Source organism: Halogeometricum pallidum JCM 14848, assembly GCF_000337095.1.
Lineage (GTDB): Archaea > Halobacteriota > Halobacteria > Halobacteriales > Haloferacaceae > Halogeometricum > Halogeometricum pallidum.
The window spans coordinates 141,732-164,201 of sequence record NZ_AOIV01000041.1 but is presented as its reverse complement, the minus strand read 5'-3'; the positions used below and the strand labels follow the sequence as shown (position 1 = coordinate 164,201).

Genomic DNA, 22,470 nt, shown 5'->3' with positions numbered 1-22,470 from the left:
TGACCGACTCGCCAACGTCGACCGTCGCGGCCTGCGGAGGCGACGATGATTGACGATGACCTCCGGTTCCACGTGAACGGCGAACTCGTCCCCGCCTCGGAGGCGACGGTGAACGTCCGCGACAGGGGGTTCTCGTACGGGGACGCCCTCTTCGAGACGCTCCGGGCCTACGGCGGCGACGTGTTCCGCTGGGAGGCGCACGCCGACCGCCTCGCCGAGGGCGCCGACGCCCTCGCACTCGACCACGGCCTCTCGGACCCGGAGCTGAAGCGCCGCGTCGACGAGACGCTCCGAGTGAACGACCTCTCGGACGCCTACGTCAAACTCTCCGTCACGCGCGGCGTCCAACCGGGGAAGCTGACGCCCGACCCCGAGGTGGATCCGACCGTCGTGGTGCAGGTGAAACCGCTCCCCCGGGGCGGACGGGGCGGCGACTCCGTCTGGGACGGCCCGGCGACGCTCCAGACGGTGAAGACCCGCCGGGTCCCCGACCGGGCGGTTCCCGCGCGCGCGAAGACCCACAACTACCTGAACGGCATCCTCGCGCGACTCGAACTCCGCACCACCGGCGCGGACGAGGCGGTGATGCTGGACGGCGAGGGCCGCCTCGCAGAGGGGGCGACGAGCAACCTCTTTTTCGTCCGCGACGACGCCCTCTGCACCCCGGACCTCGACGGACCGGTCCTCCCGGGCGTCACCCGCGCCGAGGTACTCGATATCGCCCGCGAGGAGGGCATCCCCGTGCGCGAGGGGCGGTTCGTCCCCGACGACCTGCGGAACGCGACGGAGGCGTTCGCCACGAACACGACGTGGGAACTGCGCCCCGTCGAGTCGGTGGACGGCATCGAACTCGGCGGCGGCCCGGTGACGAGGCTCCTCTCCCGACTGTTCGACGCGCGCGTGGAACGAACGCACTACGCCGAGGACAGTTAGGGGCCCGGACGCGACCCGTCCACGCGAACCGCTACTTTTGAATCGTCGCCATCCCTACGCCGCCCATGGACGACGAGCGCCGAATCATCGCCGCCGACGAGGTTCCCGCCGACGGCACCGTCCTCTTTACAGTCCGTTCGGGCGCGGGCGCGGACGCGGACGCGGAGACGACGGAGGCCATCCTGACGAAACTCGGCGACGGAACGGTCGTCGCCTTCGAGAACACCTGTCCGCACTGGACGGACGTGCGCCTCGACAAGGGGTCGGGAGCCTACGTCAGAAACGGCGAGTTGGTCTGTCAGAAACACGGCGCGACGTTCCAACGCGACTCGGGGTACTGCGATTTCGGCCCCTGCGAGGGGTCCGTCCTCTCGACGTTCGACGTGGCCGTCGAGGACGGGCAGGTGTATCTCACCGACGACGCCTTTTCCTTCGAACACCTCGGCGGGTCGGGCGACCACGACCTCTCGTCGGGGAGCCGAATCGACTTCACTGGGAGCTAGAGCGGCGTACGCCTCCGAACAGCAGGAGGTAGAGTTGAACTATGCGAACCTCGCTACCGCTCGGTTCTCTCGTTCAAACGACTTCGTTCTCTTCGCACGGAAACGCGTCCTCGCGGTGCGATAAAACGCACCGCTCGGGACCTACACTCTTCGTACAGAAACACGTCGTCGCGCCGAGACAAGACTCGGCGCTCGGGAGTGTGAATTTCAGGAGAATAGCTGGAGGTAGATTTGAACCACGGTCGCTCCGTTCGCTGACGCTTACGTCACTCTCCGGTTCAAATCTCCTCGAAGCTATGGGACCGAACTCGACCGTCGCTCGGCGATGAAACGCCTCGCTTGGGGCGTGAGTTCGGCAAAACCATAGCGGGAGGTAGATTTGAACTACCGATCTCCGGGTTATGAGCCCGGCGGAATCTCCTGGCTATCCCATCCCGCTGTATCATCCAAACCGCGGGTTACGGTTAAGGGTTGTGATTCGACCGCCGTATGTCAGTTTCCACCGCTTCTCACCCCCCGGCGATGCGCCACGTGAACACGCTCTCGGCGACGTAGTTCAACAGCATCGACGCGCCGATAGCGAACGGAATCGGGAGCAGTTCCCAGACGTCGACGCCGAGGACGACGTAGGAGAAGCCCGCCTCGCGGAACGCCCGAACGACGAGGAACTGGACCGCGAGGCCGCCACTCCTGACGAGGTTCGAGGTGAGAAAGCGCCGGAGCGTCGGGAGGAGGCCCGCCTCGCCCGCGTCGGCGAACGTCCAGTGCTCGTTGATGACGAACATGACGACGATGGCCACCTCTGCGCCGACGAGTTTGGCGTACTCGTTCAGCACGTCGAAGAGGAAGATGAGGGCGGTGGTCGTCGTCACGTCGAACACGGCGCCGACGGCCCCGACGGAGGCGAACTTGCCGAACCGGACGCCGGAGAGGAGGGCCGAGAGCGTGCGCTCGCTCATTCGGAGGTGTCGAGCGTCTCGCCCTGTCGTTCGATCAGCGCGGGTTCGTGCTCGCGCGTCGCTTCGAGGAACGTGTGCAGTCGGTTCTCGCGAATGATGCGGGCGCGGTGCCGCGAACTGAGGAGCGCGACCGCCAGACTGAGCGAGGTGTCCACCGGCGAGACGGTCGACCCCGGGTGGTCCTCCCACCGGACCGGCACCTCGACGATGCGTTCGCCGAGGGCGCCCGCGACGGCGATGAGTTCGATGTCCCAGGCGAACCCCGCCTCGTAGAGGTGTGGGCGCACCGAACGCCACGTCTCCGCCGAGAGCGCCTTCGCGCCGCACTGGTAGTCGTACAATCGCTCGTCGAGGAGGCGGCGAGCGATCCACGCGAACCCGTCGCCGAGGCGGCGGCGGGCGAACGTCTGGTGTGATTCGACGACGGACGCGGGGTGTCGCCGCGACCCGACCGAGAGGTCCGCCTCCCCCTCGCGGACGGGGTCGACGACTGCGGCGAACGACTCGGCGGGCGTGCTCCCGTCGGCGTCGGCGAACGCCAACACGTCAACCTCGTCGGCGAGAGCCTCGAAGCCGGCGGTGACGGCCGCGCCCTTGCCGCGGCGCCCGTCGACGGCGTGCACCGTCGCCGGCAGGTCGTCGAGACGGTCGAGGACGCCCGGTCCGGGGGCGTCGAGTTCGACGCGGACGACGGCCGGCGAGACGTGCTTCCGGAGGGCGTCGACGTACGCTTCGAGACGCTGGAGGTCCGGCCGGTAGGCGGGGACCACGACCCCGACGGTTCGGTCCATTGGCGTTGATTCGGTGTGGCGAGGGTAAAAAACGAACTGCTACGCGTATCTGTCGCCTTTCGAACCGGTACGGCCGGGCGCGTTCGGAGCGTCGAGACGGTGCTCGTCGGCCATCATAAGACGTATGACGCCCGCCCGCAGTTCGTCCCGTAGAGAATGGAGTACGCGCTCGTCCTTCGCTGGTTGGTCCTCTACGCCGCCCTCTTCGCCGCCGGAGTGCCCCTCGTCGCCCGCCTCCTCCCGAACACCCGCGGCCGCGGCGTCGGCCTCGCCGTCCCCGCCGCGACGCTCGTCCTCGTGATTCCGGCGTACTGGGTCGGACAGGTCGCCTTCGGTCTCCCGGCGCTTCTCGCGGGCGTCGTCGTCCTCCTCGCCGCCTCCGCCCTCGCGGCCCTCGACGTCGGCGCCCTGCGCGACGGCCGACTCGAACTCGCCGTCGACGTGCCGCGCGGTCCGGTGCTGGACGCCGCCGTCGTGTTCGCCCTCTCGTTCGCCTTCCTCGTCCTCGTGCGGGCGTTCGACCCCGGGGTGTTCCCGGGAGGCGGAGAGAAGTTCCTCGACTACGGCCTCCTGAAGAGCCTCCGACGCGCGTCGGTGCTCCCGCCGGAGGACATGTGGTTCGCGGGCACCCGCGTGAAGTACTACTACGGCGGCCACCTCGTCACCACGCTGTTCGCGTGGCTGACCGGGACGCCGACGCGGTTCGCCTACAACCTCGCGCTGGCGGGGTTCTACGCGATGCTCGTCACGGCCGTCTTCGAACTCGCCGCGACGGTCGGCGAGGACCACGACCTCTCCCGGCGCGTCGCGGGGGGTATCGGGGCCTTCTTCGTCGGGTTCGCGAGCAACCTCGTCACCGCGTGGCGGTTCGGCATCCTCCTGCTGCCGGAGGGCCTGCGGCGACCGGTCGCGGAGGCGATAGCCGAGAACAGCGAGTACACCGTGGCGACGCTGCTCGACGGCTTCTCGTCCTTTTCCTACTGGAGCGCTTCGCGGGTCATCCCCGACACCATCAACGAGTTCCCGCTGTTCTCGTGGCTGAACGGCGACCTCCACGCGCACATGACGGGGACGTCGTTCCTCGTTCTCGCCGCCGCCGTCGGCTACGCGTACTACCGGACGCCCGCGCCGGACCTGCGGCGCAGACGCCTCCTCCTGGCCGCGATACCCGTCATCGCGGGCTGGCAGGCGATTCACAACACGTGGAGTTTCCCGAGCGTCCTCGCCCTGGGAACGCTGTCGGTCGCCCTCGCTCCCGCCGACCCGCGGACGCTCGTTCCCGGCCTCTCGCGGGTCGGCGACCGCTTGGCTTCCCGGTCTCGGCTCTCCGCGGAGGCGACGCGCCTCGGCGTCGCCCTCGGCGTCACCGTCCTCGGCGCCGTCGTCGCCGTCGCCGTCGCAGCCCCGTTCTTCCTCGGCACCGCCGTCAGCGGGAGCGAGCGAACCGTCGACTTCCTCGGCCCGGAGATGCGGAGCGGCCTCGGCGGCCTCCTCCTCGTCCACGGCGCGTTCCTCGTCGGGTTCGCCGCCTACCTCCTCTCGCGCCTCCGCGTCCGCCGCCCCGTCTACCTCGTCGGCGGCGTCTTCGCGGCCGCCTACGTCGGGACGCAGATCGGACTGGCCGCCCTCATCGTCTCGGTGCCGCTCGTCGTGTTCGGCTGGGTCGCCCTCCGGTCGGACGCGCCCGTCGGCTACGAGACGGTGCTCGTCGTCGCCGGCGCGGGCCTCGTCACGCTGGTCGAACTGGTGTACGTGAACGAACAGGCCGGCCCCGGCCGGATGAACACGGTGTTCAAGACGTACATGCAGGTGTGGGTGCTGTGGGCGCCGGCGATGGGCGTCGCCCTCGCCGGACTGATTCGGGGCGTTCCGAGCGCGTCGCGCGTCGCCTCGCGCGTGCGTGACGCCGCCCCGTCGGTCGCCACCGACGGCTCCGGCGGCGGGACGCGCGCCGCCGCCGTCGCCTTCGTCTGCCTCCTCGTCGTCTCCACGAGCATCTACGGCGTCGCCGCCGTCGGGAGTCACCTGCAGGAGGGCCCGCCCGGCGGGACGACGCTCGACGCGACGCAGTTCGTCGAGACGTACCATCCCCAGCAGGCCGAGGCCATCGACTGGCTGGACGACCACGAGGAGGCGTCGGTGCTCGTCGAGGCGCCCGGGACGAACTACTACCCCGGCGGCGACGACGGCCGCGAGCGCGTGATGTACAGTTGGAACGCCAACCCGGCGTCCAGCCTCACCGGCGTCCCGTCGGTGGTCGGGTGGGCCCACGAAGTCGGCTACCGGGGGCCGGACGCCTACTACGAACGCGTTCGCGACGTGGACGCCATCTACACCGGCGGCGCGGCGACGCGCGCCCGACTTCTCCGCGAGTACGACGTGACGCACGTCTGGGTCGGGCCGAGCGAGCGCGGTCGCTACGGCGAGATAACGTTCGATATGCCGGGAGTCAGCGTCGCTCACCGGTCGGGGTCGATAACGATATACGAGGTGGACCGGAGCGCGCTGCCGGCCGGAAACGAGTCGGCGTCGCTCGCGTAGGCCGACCGAAGGACGGGCTACGAGGGGCGCTTCGAGATGACCGTCAGCGCCTCGGCGTCGACGGCCACCGTGTCGAGAAAGTGCGGGACGAAATCGCGCTTCTCGAAGGCCTCGCGTTCGTCCTCGGTACCGACCGTACACCACAGTTGCGGCCGGTCGGGGCCGTGGTAATCGCCCTGTCGGTCGATGGAGAAGCAGATGACCTCCTGGCCGTCGAGTTCGATGATCGCGCCGCGTCGGATGCCGGGGTCGCCGCGGATGATGACCTTCTTCATACCCCGTGGTTTACGCAGTCGGGGCTTAACGCCTTCGGAGACGGGTCGGGGAGGCGGGGGCCGCCCGCCTCAGTTCCCGCTCGAACGAACCCGGTACACCGTGCCAGACCCGGGTTCGAACGTCGAGGCCAGGACGTAGAGTTCGCCGTCCCCGCCGCGGCCGAACGAGAGCACCGGGCTTCGGAACGGTTCGCCGTCGGGCGTCGTCGCGCGCACCGTCTCCATCGGCCACATCTCGTCCTCCCGGTCCGTCGGCGTCGCGGCGAACAGCGACCCGAGCACGTCGCCGAAGACGTACTTGCCGTCGAGTTCGGGCACGTCCGCGCCGCGGTAGCGGTAGCCGGCGATGACCGCCGAGCCGAACACCTCGCCGTCGCGGGAGTGGGGGTAGCAGACGACGGGGTCGACGAGCGGTTCGCCGGCGGGCGTCGTCGTCGGGCACGCCGGGTACGTCCGCTCGCCGCCCGTCACCCTCGCGAGCGCGGCTATCGAGAGCCGGTTGCTGAAACAGCGCGTCCCCTCCCGGACGTTCCAGCCGTAGTTGCCCCCGCGCCGCACGAGGTTTATCTCCTCGTATTTGTCCTCGCCCACGTCGCCGACGTACAGGTCGTCGCCGTCGAACGACATTCGGTAGGGGTTGCGGAAGCCCCACGCGTACTGCTCGTCCAGCCCGTCGCGCCCGACGAGGGGGTTGTCCGGCGGCACCGCGTACGGTTCGTCGCCGTCGACGTCGACGTCGATGCGGAGGATGCTGCCCAGGAGGTTGTCGGTCACGTTCTGCCCGTTCCCGCCGCGGTTCAGCAGGTACCAGTCGTTGGCGTGTCCGGTTCCGCCGTCGCCGCCGCCGTTGTTCCCGTCGCCGACGGCGACGTAGAGGTAGCCGTCGGGGCCGAACTCGATGGCGCCGGCGTTGTGGTTCCGGCCGTACTCGGGAATCTCCAGGATGGTCCGCTCGGAGTCGGGAACCGTCCCCATGAGGTCCTCCGTGGCCGTGAACTCCGATAGCACGAACGTGTGGTCGTAGTCGGCGGACGTCCCCGGGCGCCGCGGCGCGCTGTATCTGACGTAGTAGCGCCGCGTGTTCTCGAAGTCGGGGTGGAGCTCGAAACCGAGCAGCCCCTGCTCCCAGGAGACCAACTCCATGAGTTGGTCGCGGGCGTCGAGGAGCGGTTCGTCCCGGATGTCGTCCCCGTCGTGGACGTAGACCATCCCGAGTTTGTCGGCGACGTAGCTCCCCGTCCGCCCGGGGATCGGCGCGAAGGCGACCGGCTGTTCGAGGCCCGTCGCCACGGGGTCGAGTACGACCGTCGGGCCGTCGTCGATGAGGCTCGTCTGCGGACGCTGGACGCCCCACTCCGTCCGCCAGTTCAAGAGTCCGCCGACGGCCGCCGACCCGGCGACCCCGCCGAGAAATGTTCTCCGATTCATAGTGAGGTACGTCTTTGACTGATTACTACTACCCGCATCGATAACTATCCTCGCACTAACTGTCGCATAATCAGATATTTAGCCCGATTAGACACGACGACACCGGTCTCCGGGGCGTGAGGCCGCCGTCCCCGCACGCTCCCGAACCGACCTGTCGCACACTACGCACCCGCACGCCCCCGTCCGGCGGCGTCCGCGAACCAAACGGGTTTTAACGGGCGGCGGCAAAACACGGGCAAGGTCGATATCTATGCAGATGCCACGCCGATTCAACACGTACTGCCCCAACTGCAACGGGCATCACGAACACGAAGTGGAAAAGGTCCGCACGGGGCGCTCGACGGGGATGAAGTGGAACGCCCGTCAGACTCGCCGCGGCAAGGCGGTCATCGGGAACGCCGGCAAGTTCTCGAAGGTCCCCGGCGGAGACAAGCCGACGAAGAAGACCCACCTAAAATACATCTGCTCGGACTGCGGCAAGGCTCACATGCGCGAGGGCTGGCGCGCCGGGCGACTGGAGTTCCAGGAGTAATCCATGGCGGGTAACTTCTATCTCGTGCAGTGCATCGACTGCGACAACGAACAGGTCGTCTTCGGCAAGGCCTCCTCGACCGTCAACTGCGCCGTCTGCGGCACGACGCTCGCGACGCCGACGGGCGGCGACGCCGAGATTCACGGTGAGGTTGTCGAGACGGTCGAACGCCGGTCCGCCGAGGCGTAAGCTCCCCTCTGGAGGTATTCATACATGAAGTACAGCGGTTGGCCCGACAGCGGTGAACTCGTCGTCGGAGAAGTAGACGAGATAACCGACTTCGGGGTCTTCGTCGACCTCGAAGAGTACGAAGACAAGCGCGGCCTCTGCCACATCAGCGAGGTCGCCAACGGCTGGATCAAGAACGTCCGCGACCACGTCCGCGAGGGACAGACGGTCGTCGCGAAGGTGCTCGAGGTCGATACGAGTTCCCAGCAGATCGACCTCTCCATCAAGGACGTCAACGAGCACCAGCGCAAGGAGAAGATCCAGGAGTGGAAGAACGAGCAGAAGGCCGACAAGTGGATGAGCATCGCGTTCGGCGAGGACGTCTCCGACGAGGAGTACGGCGCCGTCGCCAACGCGGTCCTCGTCGAGTACGAGACGCTCTACGACGGCTTCGAGCAGGCCGCCATCCACGGCGCGGAGGCGCTCGAAGACACGGACCTCGACGAAGACGAGGTCGAGGCAATCGTCGAGACGGCCCGGGACAACGTCTCGGTGCCGTACGTCAACGTCACCGGCTACGTCGACCTCAGATGCCCAACCGGCGACGGCGTCGATCACATCAAGGAGGCGCTGAAGGCCGCCGAGGGTGACGACGCCCAAGAGGGCGAAACGCAACTCGAGGTCACCTACGTCGGCGCGCCCGAGTACCGCATCAAGGTGCAGGCGCCCGACTACAAGTCGGCCGAGACGGCTCTCGAAGACGCCGCGGGGCGCGCCGAGGACTCCATCGTGACGGCCGGCGGAACGGCGCTGTTCCACCGCGAACGCACCGAAGACGACGAGTAACGCGTGAAATCGGACATTCGGGTCTGCGACGAGTGGCGGGAGGCCCACGAACGACCCGTCTACACTCTTTCGGAGACCTGTCCGGACTGCGGCGCCGACGCCGTCAACAGCGCTCCGGCACCGTACAACCCCGAGGACCCGTACGGGGAGTACCGACGCGCTCTTAAACGCCGCGTCCGGGAGTAGGGGCATGGAAGATATCGAAGTGGAGACGCTGGCAGACCCCGAGCTCAGCGACCCCGTACTGATCGAGGGGCTCCCCGGCGTCGGACACGTCGGGAAACTCGCCGTCGAACACCTACTCGAAGAGTTCGACAGCGAACCCGTCCGACACGTGTACGCCGACGAGTTCCCGCCGCAGGTCACCCTCGACGACAACGTCGCGCAGTTGGCCCGCGCGGAGTTCCACGCCGTCGACGCGGGCGAGCACGACCTGCTGATTCTCACCGGCGACCACCAGGCGCAGTCGAACGAGGGGCACTACCACCTCACCGACGCCTTCCTCGACATCGCCGAGGAGTTCGGCGTCGAGGAAGGGTACGCCCTGGGGGGCGTCCCGACGGGCGAACTCGTGGACGAACCGAGCGTCCTCGGCGCCGTCACCGACGCCGACGACGTGGAACGACTGGAAGACGCCGGCGTGGAGTTCCGCGAGGACGAACCCGCGGGCGGCATCGTCGGCGTCAGCGGCCTCCTCCTCGGTCTGGGCGAACGCCGCGGCCTCTCGGTCGCCTGTCTGATGGGCGAGACCAGCGGCTACCTCGTCGACCCGCAGAGCGCACAGGGGGTGCTCGAAGTGATGCAGGACGTCATCGGCTTCGAGGTCGGCTTCGAGTCGCTCGAAGAACGCGCCGAGGAGATGAAGGAAGTCGTCGGCAAGATACAGGAGATGCAGAACCAACAGCAGGGGCAGGCGATAAGCGACGACGACCTGCGCTACATCGGCTGACCGGGCGCTCGCTCGGCGAACCGCAACCGCGGACCGGTGGGGTTCCTTCTCGCGACGAGAGCCAGTCCGTTCCGCGTTCGAATCGGAGCGACGAGCGATGGCGCCGCGGACGCCGCGACCTCAGGCTTCGACGATGTCGTCGTCCGCGGCGGGGGGGACCGCGAGCGACCCGTCGAGCGAGGTGACGGCGCGCCCCCCGACGCGGACCGTCTCGCCGACGCGGACGCGGACGCGACCCGGTCGGTCCAGGAAGTGGCCCTGCTCGAAGGTCATCTCCTCGGGCAGGTCACCCTCGAAGGCGTCGACGTGGCGGAGGTACGCCCCGCAGGCGCCGCTGGCGGTTCCCGTCACCGGATCCTCGGGGATACCGAGACCGGGCGCGAACATGCGCCCGTGGAGCGTCGAGTCGGCGGCGAGGGCGTCGAACGTGAACGCGTAGACGCCGGCGGCGTCGTACTCGTCGGCCAACGCCTCGACGGCGGCGAAGTCGGGGTCCGCGCCGCCGAGATGTTCGAGGAAGTTCACGGGGACGACGAGGTACGGGAGACCCGTGGAGGCGACCGCGGAGGACAGGTCCTGGCCCACGTCGCGGAGGGCCGCGGGGTCGACGCCGAGGGCCTCGCCCGCGCGGTCGTAATCGAGGTCGACCGTCTCGACCGTCGGGGGCTCTTGGGTCATCCAGACGGTGCCGTCCTCGGCTATCTCCACGTCGAGGACGCCGACGTTCGTCTCGACGGTGTGCGTTCCGGCGTCGAGGACGCCGTCCTCGTGGAGGTGCGCGTGCGCGGCCACGGTGGCGTGGCCGCAGAGGTCCACCTCCCGGGTCGGCGTGAAAAAGCGGAGGCGTCGGTCGGCGTCGCTCGACGGTCCGACGAACGCCGTCTCGCTGACGGCGAGTTCGCGGGCGACCGCCCGCATCTGCGATGCGTCGAGGTCGCCGTCGGGGACGACGCCGGCGGCGTTGCCCGAGAGCGGTTCGGTCGCGAAGGCGTCGACGAGAAGCGCGCGGCGCGTCTGCATGCGTCCCTCGACGGCGCTCGCCGGTAAGAATCCCGGCGGTCGCGGACGGGCGACCGGACTACTCGGTGACGGCGCTCGGACGCGACGCAGCGCCGTTCATCACCTCGCGCATGTTCATACACGAGGGACAGCCGAACACCTCGTCGTCGCTGTCGCCGAAGACGCGGACGAAATCGCGGGTCACGAACCCATCGCAGTTGTTGCACGTGTACATCGGAACACACCTTGTTACATGTTGCCATACAGCAAGGAAGTATAAAGCTATGCGCCCGGTATCCGACGGGGAAGGCGGCCCAGCCTCCGCTGAGGGTGTGACTCGCGACGAGACGAACACGTTAAAGGTGTCTACGACCCGTTCACGAAGTGGTGAACGAAGCTCATGGGCGACCTCCCCGACGAATTTAACTGCACTATCACGAACTGGGAGTACATCTACGGTCGCTGCCGCGACGTGAGCGACCAGGTGAAAGCCGCGGAGTTCGACCCGGACGTGGTGGTCGCACTCGCGCGCGGCGGCTGGTTCGCCGGCCGCTGTATCTGCGATTTCCTCGGGCTGGACGACCTGACGAGCCTGAAGATGGAACACTACGTCGGGACGGCCCAGAAGTCGAACGAACCCGAAGTTCGCTACCCGATGCCCGAGGGGAGCGTCGAGGGCAAAGACGTACTCATCATCGACGACATCGCCGACACCGGCGGCTCTATCGAACGCGCCTACGAGTACGTCACCGAACGCGACGCCGGCGAAGTACGGACGGGGACGCTCCAACTCCTCCAGACGAGCGAGTTCGAACCCGACTTCGTCGGCGAACGCCTCGAGGAGTGGACGTGGGTCGTCTACCCGTGGAACTTCATCGAGGACATGATAGACCTCACGACGGGCGTCATGGAGAAGGCCGACGAGGAGACGTTCGAGATGGAGGACCTGAGACACTACCTCGCGGAGTACCACGGCGTCGACCGCATCGAGATGGAGATAGCCCAACCCGGCCGAATGCCCGAGGTTCTCTCGGAGATGGAGCGCCGCGGGTACGTCGAATCCGCCGGCGGCGACGCGTGGCGACTGTTGGAGAACGAGGGCGTCGGCGCGTAGAGCGACGCGAAGTCACGGTTATCTCCGGTCCGAACGAAGGAACGCGCATGACCACCGCGGCCGAGCGATGGCGTCTCGCGAAGCAGTTCTTCTGGACTCGACACGCGAACCCCGGGAGCGTCTGGACGCTGGTCGGAGCGTACCCGGTACTGGTCGCTGCCGTCTACCGCCGGGACCGGCGACTCCTCGCCGGGACGCTCCTGTTCGTCGCGGCGAACCCGTTACTGTTCTCAGAACCCGACGACGACGCGGCGTGGGCGACCCGGGTCGTGCTCGGAGAACGGGTCTGGCTCGACCGGGGACTCCTGTCGTCGCCCGGCGACGCGCTGTTCGTGGCACTCATGGCTCCGGTGTTCCTGTCCACACTCCGCGCGGCGGCCGAGCGACGGTCGCTCCGGACGGCCGTCGGCACGGCGGTTTCGCTCGTCGTCATGTTCTTGTTCTTCGATCGGATGGCGCGACTGTACGAGACCCGGGGCTGACTCGTCCGCCCGCGCGCGGTGTATCAGGGTCCTTCACGACGCGGTAAGTCGCGCCGTCTCCGAAGCGCTTGACCCGGTCGGTCGTGAGACGCGAACGTGGCATCACTGCTGTCTATCTTCGCGACGGCCATCCTCCCCATCCTCGCCGTCGGCGCCGTCGGCTTCGTCCTCGGTCGGACGAAGGACGTCGACACCGCCCCCCTGAACACCGTCGTCGTCTACGTTCTCGCGCCCGCACTCGTCTTTCACAGTCTGGCGACGACGACGCTCGCGGGGTCGACGCTCCTCGAAGTCGTCGGCGTCGTCGTCGCCTACCACCTCGTCATGATACTGGTCGCCGAGGGAGTCGGCCGCGCCCTCGGCGAGACGGACCCCCTCCTGAGTTCGCTCGTCCTCGTCTCCGCGTTCTCGAACTCCGGTAACTACGGCATCCCCGTCTCGAACTTCGCGTTCGGGGAGACGGGGCGGGCGACGGCCGTCGTCTTCCTGTCGGTGCAGAGCATCCTCATCTACACGCTCGGCGTCTTCATCGCCTCGCGCGGCGGCGGGTCGGGCGGACTGTCCGGCCTGAAGCACGTGTTCCGAATCCCCCTCGTCTACGCCGTCCTCGCCGCCCTCCTCGCCCGCGCACTCGGCGCCGTCCCCCCCGCGGACTCGACGGCGATGGAGACGCTCCAACTCGTCGGAGACTCCTCCATCCCCCTGATGTTGCTCATCGTCGGCGTCCAACTCGCCCGGACGGACGTGGGCGCGACGCTCCGCACCGTCGGCGTGGTGACGACGCTGAAGATGGTCGTCGCGCCCGTCGTCGGCCTCGGTCTCGCCCTCGCGGCGGGCATCTCCGACCCGACGGTGGCCAAGACCATCGTCCTCGAAACCGCGATGCCGGCGGCGATTACTCCCCTCATCCTCGTCGCGGAGTTCTCCGAGGGGACGGTCCGGGGCGTCTCGGTCGCGGAGTTCGTCTCCACCGCCGTCTTCGTGACGACGCTCGTCAGCGTCCCGATGCTCACGGGCGTCATCGCCCTCTTAGAGTCGGGCCTGCTGTTCTGAGTTTTCGTCCGGACTCACCACGCTTTAGCCCCCGGCCCGCGAGGGAGGGGTATGACAATCGGATTCATCGGTGGAAGCGGCATCTACGACGCCCTGCCCCTCAGGGACACGCGCACCGTCGAGGTGGAGACGCCGTACGGCGACCCCTCGGCGCCGCTCACCGTCGGCGAGTTCGGGGACACCGGCCGAGAGGTCGTCTTCGTCCCGCGTCACGGGCCGAAACACCAGCGCTCGCCGACGACGCTGCCGTACCGCGCGAACGTCTACGCGCTGAAAGAACAGGGCGTCACGCACGTCCTCGCCTCGAACGCCGTCGGCAGTCTCCGCGAGGACCTGCCGCCGCAGACGCTCGTGATCCCCGACCAGATATACGACCGCACGAAGCACCGCGACCTGACGTTCTTCGAGGAGGGCGTCGTCGTCCACCAACCGTTCGCCGACCCCTACTGCGCGGAACTGAACGAGATACTCGCCGACGCCGCCGAGGAGGCGACGGACGCGGACGTCGTCCGCGGCGGCACCTACGTCTGCATCGAGGGGCCGCAGTACTCCACGCGCGCCGAGAGCGAGTTCTACCGCGAACAGGGCTGGGACGTCATCGGGATGACGACGATTCCGGAGGCGAAACTCGCCCGGGAAGCGGAGATGGCGTACGCCACCGTCACCGGCGTCACCGACTACGACGTCTGGAAGGCGGACAGCGAGGTCACCCTCGAAGAGGTGCTGAAGAACGCCGAGAAGAACGAGACGGCCATCAAAGAGACCGTCGAGGCCGCCATCGAAGCCATCCCCGAGGACCACGAGTGCCCGTGTCACTCCTCGCTGGAGGGAACCATCAACACGCCGGACGACGCCATCGACGAGGACGTGAAATCCGACCTCGCGCCCCTCATCAGCGAGTACGTCGAGTAGCAAGTCAAGCCGCCTCCGTTCCCGCCCGTTCGCGTCCGGTCCCCCCCGCCTCGCTCCCGCGAGTCGAAAGCGTCTTACGCCTGTTTAGGCCTACCTAAAACAAGATGGTCGACAAAACGACGCGGAGGACGTATCTAAAGCGGACCGGCGCGCTCGTCGCGGCGGGGTTGGTCGCCGGTTGCTCCGGCGACTCCGGCGGCACGGCGACGGAAGGCACCGACGTAAGCGGGTCGACGGCGACCGAAGGGGCGGCAACTGGGGGAACGGACGGAACGGAGGAAGGGACCGGCTCGTCCGCCTCGGGGTCGTACACGGTGTCGATGTCGCCGATGGGCGACGTCGCGTTCGACGGCGTGCCCGAGAACGTCTTCACCGTCTTCCCGCAGTACGCCGACATGGCGGTGGCGCTGGGGCACGGTGACGCCGTCAACTCCGTCTACGTACCCGAGATGTCGGGGACGACGATGAACCACTACTACGACCGCCTCGACGGCGTCGGCTTCGAGTGGAAGGACCTCTACGACCCGCTGAGCAGCGGGCTGAACAAAGAGAAGCTGTTCGAACTCGGCAGCGACGTCCACCTGACCGACCCCGCGTGGGCGTCGACGCAGGACAACTGGGACGACTCGGACGTCGAGGAGATTGGCTCGCAGGTGGCGCCGTGGTTCGGCAACTTCTACAGCGGCACCCACGCCGACGCACCGGACGGCTACGGCAACTACCAGTACTACACGCTCTGGGAACTGTTCGGCAAGGTGGCCGAGGTGTTCCGAGAGACCGAGCGCTACGAGGCGCTGAACGCGGTTCACGGGGGCCTCCTCTCGACCATCCGGTCGAACCTTCCGCCGAAAGAGGAGCGTCCGACGGCCGTCCGCGCCACCTACTCGGCGGAGAACGAGACGTTCTGGACCTACCACCTCAACCGGCCCGGCTACTGGCTGGCCGATACCCGGCCGCTGGCCGCCAACGACGCCTTCGGCTCCGAGCAGTGGAACGGCCTCTGGGGCACCGTCGACTTCGAGACGCTGGCCGAGGCCGACCCCGACGTCATCCTCCACCTCTGGGGCATGACGCCGAACTACGAGATGAGCGAGGTGCGCGCGGCGCTCGAAGACCATCCCGTCGGGGGGCAGTTAACCGCGGTACAGAACGGGAACGTCTACCCCGCCGGGATGCGCTATCAGGGCCCCGTCATGAACCTCTTCCAGTTGGAGATGGGCGCCAAACAGCTCTACCCCGAGCAGTTCGGCGAGTGGCCCGAGTACGAGGACGGCGAGCCGTACCCGGAGATTCCCGAAGGCGAGCAGTTGTTCAGTCGGACGAAAGTCGCCGCCGCGGTCAACGGCGACCGATAGTCAGTCCGTCTCTTCCAAGGCGCGGTCGACTGTCGCGTCCGGCGCCGACCCGCCGTCGCCGTGTTCGACGGCGTGGCAGTTCCCGCAGTACCAGTTTTCGCCCTCCTCGGTCGTCGCCAGCGGAACGCCCGCAACGACCCGCTGTTCGCCGTAGCGCCGGCAGACGCCGTTCGCGTCGGAGTCGCCGCAGACCGTACACGCGGTGACCTGCGCCGAGAGCGTCTCGATACGCCGAACGGCTCCGAACTCGGTCGGCGCGTAGGCGACGTAGCCCGCCGCGTAGCAGTGCAACCAGAAGACGGGGAGGAACGCGAGGGCGGCGACGACCGCCGTGAGAGCCGTTCCGGCGGGGACGCCCAGTGCGCCGGCGGCGAGGGCGCCCGCGAGGAGGGCGAACAGCGCGGAGGTGAGCAGCGAGACGGCGACGGTGAGCCTCCGGAGGGTGCCGGAGAGGAGGGTCGGTGGAGGCACGGTTCCCGACTACGGACGAGCGGTAGAAAATCTCTCCCGGGGGTAACGACTCAGTCCGCTATCGCTTCGGTCGTCTCGTCCTCGGCGTCGCCGTCGCCGCCGTCCCCCGCCCCGTCGACGGCCGCGGGGTCCCGCACCCATAGGTCTCCGAACAGGTCGTCCTGCTGGAGGCGGACGGTTCCGCGGTGCGAGAGAAACAGCAGCGAGAGGTACGTCGTCACCGGCGTCTCGGCGGCGGTGCGAATCTCCGCGTACAGCACCTCCGCCCGCCCCTTCCCGTACTGCTCGTGCAGGGCCGCTTCGACGGCGGCGATGGAGGACTCGATGTCCTCGGTGTGCGCCGTCCCCGTCACGTCCGCGGCGGTGGGTTCGTCGTCCGCCCGGAAGTCGTCGGTCGACCGGTAATCGAGCGTCTGCGTCCCGCGGCCGTAGCCCCGCGGCGAGTCGGAGGTGTCGTACTCGCGGCGGCGCTTCCACCACGACTCGCGTTCGGCCTCCCGGAGTTCGCGGACGAGTTCGTCGAGCGTCTCCGGCGACCCGCGGGCCTGTTTCCGCTCGAGGCGCCGGTCCATCTCGGCTTCGAGGGCGTCGACCGGGTCGAACCCCGATTCCGACCCGGGCGCGCCGTCGACGTCGTCGCCGCCGGCCATCTCGCCGCCGCCCTCCAGCGCCCGCTCCCACGGTTCGAGTTCGGGTTCCTCCTCGTCGGCGTCGGGTTCGAGGAGGGCGTCGGACTTCATCCGCAGGAGGACGGAGGCGTAGAACAGCGCCCGCCCCGAGGTTCGAAGGTCCGTCGCGTCGAGGCGCGCGAGGAAGGCGTCCGTCACCTCCACCACGTCGATGTCCCACGGGTCTATCTCGCCATCCTCGGCGAGTTGCACGAGGAGTTCGACCGGTTCGACCTCGTCGTCGTCGGCGTCCGCGCCCGCGTCGACATCGGCGTCGACGCCGTCGGGCACGACCGTCTCACGGGGCGGCGCGGCGGGGCCGACGTCCTCAGTCATCCGCCGCGGCCTCCGGTTCGCCCGCCTCCTCGTCTTCCTCGCCGAGTTGGATGCCCGTCACCGCGCTGACGTTGTCGCCCTGCATCGTGACGCCGATGACGCGCTCGGATCGCTCTAAGAGCGCCGAGCGGTGCGAGACGACGACGAACTGGGCCTCGCCCGCCAAGTCGTCGACCATCTCGCCGACGCGTTCGGCGTTGGCGGCGTCGAGGAAGGCGTCCACCTCGTCCAAGGCGTAGAACGGCGCGGGGTTGTGCCGCTGGATGGCGAAGATGAACGCCAGCGCGGTCAGCGACTTCTCCCCGCCCGACATCGCGTTCAGCCGCTGGATGGGCTTGTCGCCGGGTTGGGCCTTCATCGTCAGGCCGTCCTCGAAGGGGTCCTCCGGGTTCTCGAGGAGGAGTTCCCCGGTGCCGTCCGACAGACGCTCGAAGATGTCGGTGAAGTTCTCGTTGATGGCGTCGAACGCGTCCATGAACGTCGCCTTCTTCTGCGATTCGAACTGCTCGATGCGGTCGCGGATGCCCCCTCGCTCCTCTTCGAGTACGTCCCGGCGCTCCTGCATCTCTTCGAGGCTCGCTTCGACCTCGTCGTACTCGTCGATGGCGAGCATGTTGACCGGTTCGAGCGCCTCCATCTCGTCGGTGAGTTCCTCGATGTTCGCCTCGACCTCCTCGTGGTCGGGTATCGCCTCGGGGTCGTACTCGCCCACCTCCGATTCGAGTTCGTCTATCTCCCAGGCGAGGCGCTCGGCGCTCTCGCGCAGGTTCTCCACACGGGACTCCGCGCGGTCGACCTTATCGCGCTGTTCGTCGCGTTCGCTCTTGGCCTCGCGCACGTCCGCTCGGAGCTCCGAGCGCTCGGATTTGAGCTCCTTCAACTCGTCTTCGAGGTCGGAGACGGCCTCGCGTTTCTCCTCGAGCGTCTCCGCTTTCGCCTCGATTTCCGCCTCCTTCTCGCGGACGGTGTCGCGGGCGTCGGCCTTCCGCTCCTGTGCGCTCTCGACCGTCTCGTTCAACTCCTCGATGGCGTCCTCTGCGTACTCCTTCTCCAACTGGAGTTCGTTGAGGCGACCGTCGAGTTCGTCCATCCGCGCCTCCTTCTCGTCGATGTCGGCGCGTATCTCGTCCGCCTTCGCCGTCAGTTCGGGAATCTCAGAATCCTGCAGTTCGGATTCGAGGTCGTCGATGTCGGACTCCGCGTCCGCGACGTCGGCGTTCAGCGAGTCGATGTCGGCGTCCAGCGACTGCATCTCCTCGTCGACGTCGGCTCGCTCCTCGCGCAACTCCTCGATGCGGTCTTCGAGGCGGTCTATCTCCGCTTCCTTCTCCTCTACGTCGGCCTCGGCGCGGTCGATGTCGCCCTCGACGGAGCGGACCCGGTCGGCGGCGTCGGAGGCCTTCTCGCGGGCGTCGTCCAACCGCGACTCCACGTCGCGTATCTCGCTCTGCAGTTCGCGGCGGTCGTCCTCCAGCGAGGAGATTTCGGTGGCGAGGCGTTCGAGTCGGCCGGACCCCGACTTCGAGAACGAGTACCGGGAGCCGCCGCCCGACCCGCCCGTCATCGCGCCGGAGCGCTCAACTAGGTCGCCGTCGAGCGTCACCATCCGGAAGTCGCCCATCAGCGACCGGGCGGTCTCCATGTCCTCGACGACCAGCGTCGACCCGAGCACGTAGGAGAAGATGGGCTCGTACTGCGCGTCGTACTCGACGATGTTTCGCGCGAAGCCGACGACGCCCGGGTCGTTCGGCTTGCTCGGCAGGCCGCGGTCGTCCATCTTCGTGATGGGGAGGAACGTCGCCCGACCGGCGTTCCGCGATTTCAGGTAGTCGATGCAGTCGGAGCCGACGCCGTCGTCGTCGACGACGACGTGCGCGAGGCGACCGCCGGCGGCCGTCTCGCAGGCGGTGGCGTACTCGCCGGGCACCGAGCCGAGTTGGCCGACGGTGCCGTGGACGCCCGACCGCCCGGAGTTGAGGATGGTCGTCACCGCGCGCGGCCACGACGCGTCGCCGTCCTCGCCCGCGCGCGCTTCGAGTTCGGCGTACTCGGACTGCTTCGAGCGGAGGTCCTCTTCGACCTCGTCTAAGTCGTCTTTCAGGTCCGACCGCTCGTCTCGGAGGTCCTCAATGACGCCGTCTATCTTCGCTTTGTTCTTCTCGGCCTTGTCGAGTTCCGAGTGTAGGTCCGACAGCGACGCCTTCAGTTCCGGCAGTTCCTCGCGTATCTCCTCTATCTTCTCCTGCGTCTCGGATATCTCCGAGGAGCGCCGGCGCGTGTCGTCCAAGAGGCGGTCTTTCTCCCGTTGGAGGTCGTTCCGCTCGGTCTTCAGCTCCTCCAACTCGGATTTCTTCTCGGCGAGGTCCTCTTTCAGTTCGTCGAACTCGGTGTCGACGCTGGCTATCTCGGCCTCGACTTCGGCGAGGTCGGTCTCTCTCGACTGTATCTCGGATTTGACCGACGCCTTCTCGACCTTGACGGCGCGGATGTCGTCGCCCACGTCGTCTATCTTCTCCTGCTTGCGGTCGAGTTCGACGAACGCCTTTCGCCGCTCGGTCTCGGCGTCGTCGATGCGGTCCTCGGCGGCCTCGACGGCGTTCTCCAGCCTGTCGATTTCGCCTTTGACCGACTCGATCTCGGATTTTATCCGAAGCTGCTCGTCCTCGCCCTTCCGCTCTATCTCCTTCGAGAGCTCCTCCAACTCGCCCTCGAGGCGGGAGACCTTCCCCTGCCGCGTGTCGAGTTCCTCGCGCAGCGAATCGAGTTTCGCCTCGCGCTTTTCGGCCTTCGACTCGGTCTTCTCCAAGTCGGCGCGCTTGTCTTCGAGTTCGGCGGCCTTCAGGAAGCCCTCGTACTCCTCTCGCTCCTCGCGGAGCGACTGGTATTTCAGCGCCGTCTCGCGTTCGTCTTCGAGGCGGTCGAGGCGGCCCCGCTTCTCTTCGATCCGCAGGTCGGCCTCCTCTATCCGCTCCTCGACGGCGTCGAGTTCGCCGAAGGCGTCCTCCTTCTTCGCGTCGAACTCCGCGACGCCGGCTATCTCGTCGATGATGCCCCGCCGCTGGTAGGGGGTCATGTTGATTATCTCCGTCACGTCGCCCTGCATCACGACGTTGTAGCCCTCCGGCGTGATGCCGGCCTGCGCGAGGAGGTCCTGAATATCCGAGAGGTTGCAGGAGCGGCCGTTGAGATAGTAGTACGAGTAGTAGTTGTCGTCCGTCTCCTTCACGCGTCGCTTGACGCGAATCTCGGAGACGTCGCCCACGTCGTCGCTGCCGGCGGCGTTGACCACCTGCGAGCGGTCGAGTTTGCCGTCAGCGTTGTCGAGGACGACGGTGACGCTCGCTTCCTTGGTGCCGCCGCCGCCCTCGGCGTCGTCGGCGTGGCCGGGGTTGTAGATGAGGTCAGTCAGTTTCTCCGCTCGGATGCCCCTCGTGCGGGCGAGTCCGAGCGCGAACAGCACGCCGTCGATGATGTTCGACTTGCCCGACCCGTTGGGGCCGGTAACTACCGTGAAGTCCTCGTAGAACGGAATCCGGGTCTTACGCCCGAAGCTCTTGAAACCGTCAAGGACGAGCTCTTTGATATGCATGGGTTGCTCGCGGGGGACAGAGCCACCCAGTTACGCGACGATGATATCGCTGTCGTCTTCTGCGGACTCTGCCTCGTCGGTAGTCTCGGACTCCTCGGACTTGACTTCGTCGTCCGCGGGGTCGGTCGGTTCCGCCTCGGCGGCGTCGTCGGAGGGGTCGTCGGGGGCCGCGGGCGAGTCTTTCGGCGCGTCGGCGTCGATGAAGCTCGCGTCGTCGGAGGGCTGAGCGGACGTCTCGGCGCGCGACTGCGCCTGCGCGGGCGACTCGCGGAGGCTGGGTTCGTTCTCGTCGACGTTTCCGCCGTCGGCGGCCGCGTCGGCCTCGCTCGACTCCGGTTCCGGCGTCGGCGTCGACTCCGACTCCGTTTCCGGCTCCTCGGGCTGGGCGGGGGCGTGGCCAACGGGGCGGGTCCCGGTGGTGAGGTCGACTTCCACCTGGTCTTCGAGCAGGCGCACCCGTTCTTTCGTCTCGACCAGTTCCTCGGTCAGTCCGTTCACGGCGGCTTGGAGTTCCGCGACTTTCGATTCGAGTTCCTCCACCCGGTTACTCATGCGTGTTATCCCCGTCCGTGGACACATAAACGTGCGTCAGACATATAGTCGTTAAATGATAGATATCGAACAGAAAGAGGCGACGCATCCCGACCGGAGTCGACGGTAAACCGGGAGACTGCGACGCCGTCAGCGGAGATGTCGGTCGAGAAACCCCTCGGTCCAGTCGACGGCCCACTCGAACTGCTCGCCGAGTACGTCGTGTCCCACCCCGTCGGCGACGACGCACTCCGCCTCGACGTCCGCCTCCTCCAGTCCGTCGTAGAACAGTTCGGAGGCCATCGCGGGAACCACGTCGTCGTCGGCGCCGTGAAGCAGGAGAATCGGCGGGCCGCCGCCGAGGTGCGAGGACGGGGAGGCGAGTTCGTAGCGTTCCGGCGCGTCGCTCCGCGACCCGCCCAGGAACGCCGCGAGTTCGGCCCGTTCGGGCGTGTGCTCGAAGTTGTACAGGCCGGCGACGCCGACGGCCGCCGCGAGGGCGTCGGACGCCTCGGAGACGGCGTCGGAGACGTGCGCCGGGTCGGGGGCGAACCGGGGGTCGTCGGCCGAGAGCGCCGCGAGGACGGCGAGGTGCGCCCCCGTCGACGGGCCGAACGCGGCGATTCGCTCGGGGTCGACGCCGAGGGCGTCCGCGTTCGCGCGGCACCACCGAATCGCCGCCTTCACGTCGCGAATCTGCGCCGGGAACGTCGCCTCGTCGCTGCCGCGGAAGTTCGGGACGGCGCAGGCGAACCGTCGCTCCGCGAGGGCGAACGCCGCGTCCCGCAGGTCGGCTTTATCGCCCGCGCGCCACCCGCCGCCGTGCAGGAGGACGACGAGCGCTCGGCGCGCACCGCCGTCTCCGTCTCTCCCTCCGACGGGCAGGTAGACGTCGAGCGAGAGGATCCCCTCCGACGGCGAGGCGAACGCCGCGTCGCGGACGACTTCGACGGGCGGCGAACCGAACGGGTAGGGCATCTGTCTCGGTGGGCCATTACCGTACTGCTGTGAATAATTTGCGTTCGGCTGAGATGA

Annotated in this window: 24 protein-coding genes and 1 tRNA gene; 13 read left to right on the top strand and 12 right to left on the bottom strand. The window is 67.8% G+C overall.

All coding sequences use genetic code 11. From position 1 onward, the window contains the following. Nucleotides 1-45 precede the first annotated feature (45 nt). The gene (locus C474_RS17100) at nucleotides 46-933 is read left to right on the top strand and encodes an aminotransferase class IV (protein ID WP_008389086.1); all 888 of its coding nucleotides are present in this window, start codon (nucleotides 46-48) and stop codon (nucleotides 931-933) included. 65 nt (nucleotides 934-998) lie between these two features. After that, nucleotides 999-1,436 carry a Rieske (2Fe-2S) protein gene (locus tag C474_RS17095; protein ID WP_008389085.1) on the top strand — a complete coding sequence of 146 codons (438 nt, stop codon included), beginning with the start codon at nucleotides 999-1,001 and terminating at the stop codon, nucleotides 1,434-1,436. A 364-nt stretch (nucleotides 1,437-1,800) separates the two neighbouring features. On the opposite strand, the gene C474_RS17090 is transcribed toward C474_RS17095, so the two are convergent. From C474_RS17090 to C474_RS17080, 3 genes are all read right to left on the bottom strand, one after another. Next, nucleotides 1,801-1,875, bottom strand: a tRNA-Met gene (locus C474_RS17090). Between the two features lie 70 nt (nucleotides 1,876-1,945). Beyond that, nucleotides 1,946-2,395, bottom strand: a complete 450-nt coding sequence (locus C474_RS17085) for a GtrA family protein (protein WP_008389084.1) — start codon at nucleotides 2,393-2,395, stop codon at nucleotides 1,946-1,948. Further along, entirely contained in the window at nucleotides 2,392-3,186 is a 795-nt protein-coding gene (locus tag C474_RS17080) for a glycosyltransferase (RefSeq protein ID WP_008389083.1), read from the bottom strand. The genes C474_RS17085 and C474_RS17080 overlap by 4 nt, the downstream gene beginning before the upstream one ends. Before the next feature lie 156 nt (nucleotides 3,187-3,342). Between C474_RS17080 and C474_RS17075 the strand changes: the two genes are divergently transcribed. Next, a complete protein-coding gene (locus C474_RS17075) occupies nucleotides 3,343-5,727 on the top strand; it encodes a DUF2298 domain-containing protein (RefSeq protein WP_008389082.1) in 2,385 nt (794 codons plus the stop codon). A gap of 17 nt (nucleotides 5,728-5,744) precedes the next feature. Here C474_RS17075 and C474_RS17070 read toward each other — a convergent pair whose 3' ends face one another. Beyond that, entirely contained in the window at nucleotides 5,745-6,002 is a 258-nt protein-coding gene (locus C474_RS17070) for an HAH_0734 family protein (RefSeq protein WP_008389081.1), read from the bottom strand. 69 nt (nucleotides 6,003-6,071) lie between these two features. Continuing rightward, entirely contained in the window at nucleotides 6,072-7,430 is a 1,359-nt protein-coding gene (locus C474_RS17065) for a PQQ-dependent sugar dehydrogenase (protein WP_008389080.1), read from the bottom strand. A 250-nt stretch (nucleotides 7,431-7,680) separates the two neighbouring features. Between C474_RS17065 and C474_RS17060 the strand changes: the two genes are divergently transcribed. Genes C474_RS17060 through C474_RS17040 form a run of 5 tightly spaced genes read left to right on the top strand, consistent with a single transcriptional unit; the run spans nucleotide 7,681 to nucleotide 9,925 of the window. After that, a complete protein-coding gene (locus C474_RS17060) occupies nucleotides 7,681-7,962 on the top strand; it encodes a 50S ribosomal protein L44e (RefSeq protein ID WP_008389079.1) in 282 nt (93 codons plus the stop codon). Nucleotides 7,963-7,965: 3 nt separating this feature from the next. Further along, a complete protein-coding gene (locus C474_RS17055; protein ID WP_008389078.1) occupies nucleotides 7,966-8,151 on the top strand; it encodes a 30S ribosomal protein S27e in 186 nt (61 codons plus the stop codon). A gap of 24 nt (nucleotides 8,152-8,175) precedes the next feature. Beyond that, nucleotides 8,176-8,976 carry a translation initiation factor IF-2 subunit alpha gene (locus tag C474_RS17050; protein ID WP_008389077.1) on the top strand — a complete coding sequence of 267 codons (801 nt, stop codon included), beginning with the start codon at nucleotides 8,176-8,178 and terminating at the stop codon, nucleotides 8,974-8,976. Nucleotides 8,977-8,979: 3 nt separating this feature from the next. Then, nucleotides 8,980-9,162 (top strand): RNA-protein complex protein Nop10, encoded by a 183-nt coding sequence (locus C474_RS17045; RefSeq protein WP_008389076.1) that lies wholly within the window; start codon nucleotides 8,980-8,982, stop codon nucleotides 9,160-9,162. A 4-nt stretch (nucleotides 9,163-9,166) separates the two neighbouring features. Further along, entirely contained in the window at nucleotides 9,167-9,925 is a 759-nt protein-coding gene (locus C474_RS17040) for a proteasome assembly chaperone family protein (protein WP_008389075.1), read from the top strand. A 120-nt stretch (nucleotides 9,926-10,045) separates the two neighbouring features. Here the strand turns inward: C474_RS17040 and C474_RS17035 are convergent, their stop codons facing one another. Further along, nucleotides 10,046-10,945, bottom strand: a complete 900-nt coding sequence (locus C474_RS17035; protein ID WP_008389074.1) for a PhzF family phenazine biosynthesis protein — start codon at nucleotides 10,943-10,945, stop codon at nucleotides 10,046-10,048. 58 nt (nucleotides 10,946-11,003) lie between these two features. Further along, on the bottom strand, nucleotides 11,004-11,159 hold the full coding sequence (locus C474_RS22710) for a DUF7563 family protein (protein ID WP_008389072.1): 156 nt from the start codon (nucleotides 11,157-11,159) through the stop codon (nucleotides 11,004-11,006). A gap of 165 nt (nucleotides 11,160-11,324) precedes the next feature. On the opposite strand from C474_RS22710, the gene C474_RS17030 reads away from it, so the two are divergent. From C474_RS17030 to C474_RS17010, 5 genes are all read left to right on the top strand, one after another. After that, entirely contained in the window at nucleotides 11,325-12,038 is a 714-nt protein-coding gene (locus C474_RS17030) for a phosphoribosyltransferase (RefSeq protein ID WP_008389070.1), read from the top strand. A gap of 47 nt (nucleotides 12,039-12,085) precedes the next feature. Beyond that, nucleotides 12,086-12,520 (top strand): DUF6653 family protein, encoded by a 435-nt coding sequence (locus C474_RS17025; RefSeq protein WP_008389068.1) that lies wholly within the window; start codon nucleotides 12,086-12,088, stop codon nucleotides 12,518-12,520. 96 nt (nucleotides 12,521-12,616) lie between these two features. After that, nucleotides 12,617-13,573 (top strand): AEC family transporter, encoded by a 957-nt coding sequence (locus tag C474_RS17020; protein ID WP_008389066.1) that lies wholly within the window; start codon nucleotides 12,617-12,619, stop codon nucleotides 13,571-13,573. A gap of 51 nt (nucleotides 13,574-13,624) precedes the next feature. Beyond that, nucleotides 13,625-14,485: an S-methyl-5'-thioadenosine phosphorylase gene (gene mtnP, locus C474_RS17015; protein ID WP_008389064.1), complete on the top strand. Its 861-nt coding sequence runs from the start codon at nucleotides 13,625-13,627 to the stop codon at nucleotides 14,483-14,485. 104 nt (nucleotides 14,486-14,589) lie between these two features. After that, a complete protein-coding gene (locus tag C474_RS17010) occupies nucleotides 14,590-15,840 on the top strand; it encodes an ABC transporter substrate-binding protein (RefSeq protein WP_008389062.1) in 1,251 nt (416 codons plus the stop codon). Here C474_RS17010 and C474_RS17005 read toward each other — a convergent pair whose 3' ends face one another. The 5 genes from C474_RS17005 to C474_RS16985 form a co-directional block, all read right to left on the bottom strand. Further along, a complete protein-coding gene (locus C474_RS17005; RefSeq protein ID WP_008389060.1) occupies nucleotides 15,841-16,311 on the bottom strand; it encodes a hypothetical protein in 471 nt (156 codons plus the stop codon). A gap of 50 nt (nucleotides 16,312-16,361) precedes the next feature. Beyond that, complete coding sequence (locus C474_RS17000) at nucleotides 16,362-17,315, bottom strand: segregation and condensation protein A (protein WP_008389059.1); 954 nt, start codon at nucleotides 17,313-17,315, stop codon at nucleotides 16,362-16,364. After that, the gene (gene smc, locus C474_RS16995; RefSeq protein ID WP_008389057.1) at nucleotides 17,308-20,904 is read right to left on the bottom strand and encodes a chromosome segregation protein SMC; all 3,597 of its coding nucleotides are present in this window, start codon (nucleotides 20,902-20,904) and stop codon (nucleotides 17,308-17,310) included. The genes C474_RS17000 and smc overlap by 8 nt, the downstream gene beginning before the upstream one ends. A 30-nt stretch (nucleotides 20,905-20,934) precedes the next feature. Further along, nucleotides 20,935-21,456 carry a DUF7518 family protein gene (locus C474_RS16990; protein ID WP_008389055.1) on the bottom strand — a complete coding sequence of 174 codons (522 nt, stop codon included), beginning with the start codon at nucleotides 21,454-21,456 and terminating at the stop codon, nucleotides 20,935-20,937. Between the two features lie 129 nt (nucleotides 21,457-21,585). After that, entirely contained in the window at nucleotides 21,586-22,413 is an 828-nt protein-coding gene (locus C474_RS16985; RefSeq protein ID WP_008389052.1) for an alpha/beta hydrolase, read from the bottom strand. Between the last annotated feature and the right edge of the window lie 57 nt (nucleotides 22,414-22,470).

What these genes read in the sequence shown, in the direction of transcription:
- C474_RS17075 (WP_008389082.1), top strand. Translation starts at nt 3,343, where the DNA reads ATGGAGTACGCGCTCGTCCTTCGCTGGTTGGTCCTCTACGCCGCCCTC.
- mtnP (WP_008389064.1), top strand. Translation starts at nt 13,625, where the DNA reads ATGACAATCGGATTCATCGGTGGAAGCGGCATCTACGACGCCCTGCCC.
- C474_RS17030 (WP_008389070.1), top strand. Translation starts at nt 11,325, where the DNA reads ATGGGCGACCTCCCCGACGAATTTAACTGCACTATCACGAACTGGGAG.
- C474_RS17025 (WP_008389068.1), top strand. Translation starts at nt 12,086, where the DNA reads ATGACCACCGCGGCCGAGCGATGGCGTCTCGCGAAGCAGTTCTTCTGG.
- C474_RS17035 (WP_008389074.1), bottom strand. Translation starts at nt 10,945, where the DNA reads ATGCAGACGCGCCGCGCGCTTCTCGTCGACGCCTTCGCGACCGAACCG.
- C474_RS17040 (WP_008389075.1), top strand. Translation starts at nt 9,167, where the DNA reads ATGGAAGATATCGAAGTGGAGACGCTGGCAGACCCCGAGCTCAGCGAC.
- C474_RS17055 (WP_008389078.1), top strand. Translation starts at nt 7,966, where the DNA reads ATGGCGGGTAACTTCTATCTCGTGCAGTGCATCGACTGCGACAACGAA.
- C474_RS17010 (WP_008389062.1), top strand. Translation starts at nt 14,590, where the DNA reads ATGGTCGACAAAACGACGCGGAGGACGTATCTAAAGCGGACCGGCGCG.
- smc (WP_008389057.1), bottom strand. Translation starts at nt 20,904, where the DNA reads ATGCATATCAAAGAGCTCGTCCTTGACGGTTTCAAGAGCTTCGGGCGT.
- C474_RS22710 (WP_008389072.1), bottom strand. Translation starts at nt 11,159, where the DNA reads ATGTACACGTGCAACAACTGCGATGGGTTCGTGACCCGCGATTTCGTC.
- C474_RS17000 (WP_008389059.1), bottom strand. Translation starts at nt 17,315, where the DNA reads ATGACTGAGGACGTCGGCCCCGCCGCGCCGCCCCGTGAGACGGTCGTG.
- C474_RS17070 (WP_008389081.1), bottom strand. Translation starts at nt 6,002, where the DNA reads ATGAAGAAGGTCATCATCCGCGGCGACCCCGGCATCCGACGCGGCGCG.
- C474_RS17050 (WP_008389077.1), top strand. Translation starts at nt 8,176, where the DNA reads ATGAAGTACAGCGGTTGGCCCGACAGCGGTGAACTCGTCGTCGGAGAA.
- C474_RS17060 (WP_008389079.1), top strand. Translation starts at nt 7,681, where the DNA reads ATGCAGATGCCACGCCGATTCAACACGTACTGCCCCAACTGCAACGGG.
- C474_RS17095 (WP_008389085.1), top strand. Translation starts at nt 999, where the DNA reads ATGGACGACGAGCGCCGAATCATCGCCGCCGACGAGGTTCCCGCCGAC.
- C474_RS17065 (WP_008389080.1), bottom strand. Translation starts at nt 7,430, where the DNA reads ATGAATCGGAGAACATTTCTCGGCGGGGTCGCCGGGTCGGCGGCCGTC.
- C474_RS16985 (WP_008389052.1), bottom strand. Translation starts at nt 22,413, where the DNA reads ATGCCCTACCCGTTCGGTTCGCCGCCCGTCGAAGTCGTCCGCGACGCG.
- C474_RS17100 (WP_008389086.1), top strand. Translation starts at nt 46, where the DNA reads ATGATTGACGATGACCTCCGGTTCCACGTGAACGGCGAACTCGTCCCC.
- C474_RS17085 (WP_008389084.1), bottom strand. Translation starts at nt 2,395, where the DNA reads ATGAGCGAGCGCACGCTCTCGGCCCTCCTCTCCGGCGTCCGGTTCGGC.
- C474_RS16990 (WP_008389055.1), bottom strand. Translation starts at nt 21,456, where the DNA reads ATGAGTAACCGGGTGGAGGAACTCGAATCGAAAGTCGCGGAACTCCAA.
- C474_RS17080 (WP_008389083.1), bottom strand. Translation starts at nt 3,186, where the DNA reads ATGGACCGAACCGTCGGGGTCGTGGTCCCCGCCTACCGGCCGGACCTC.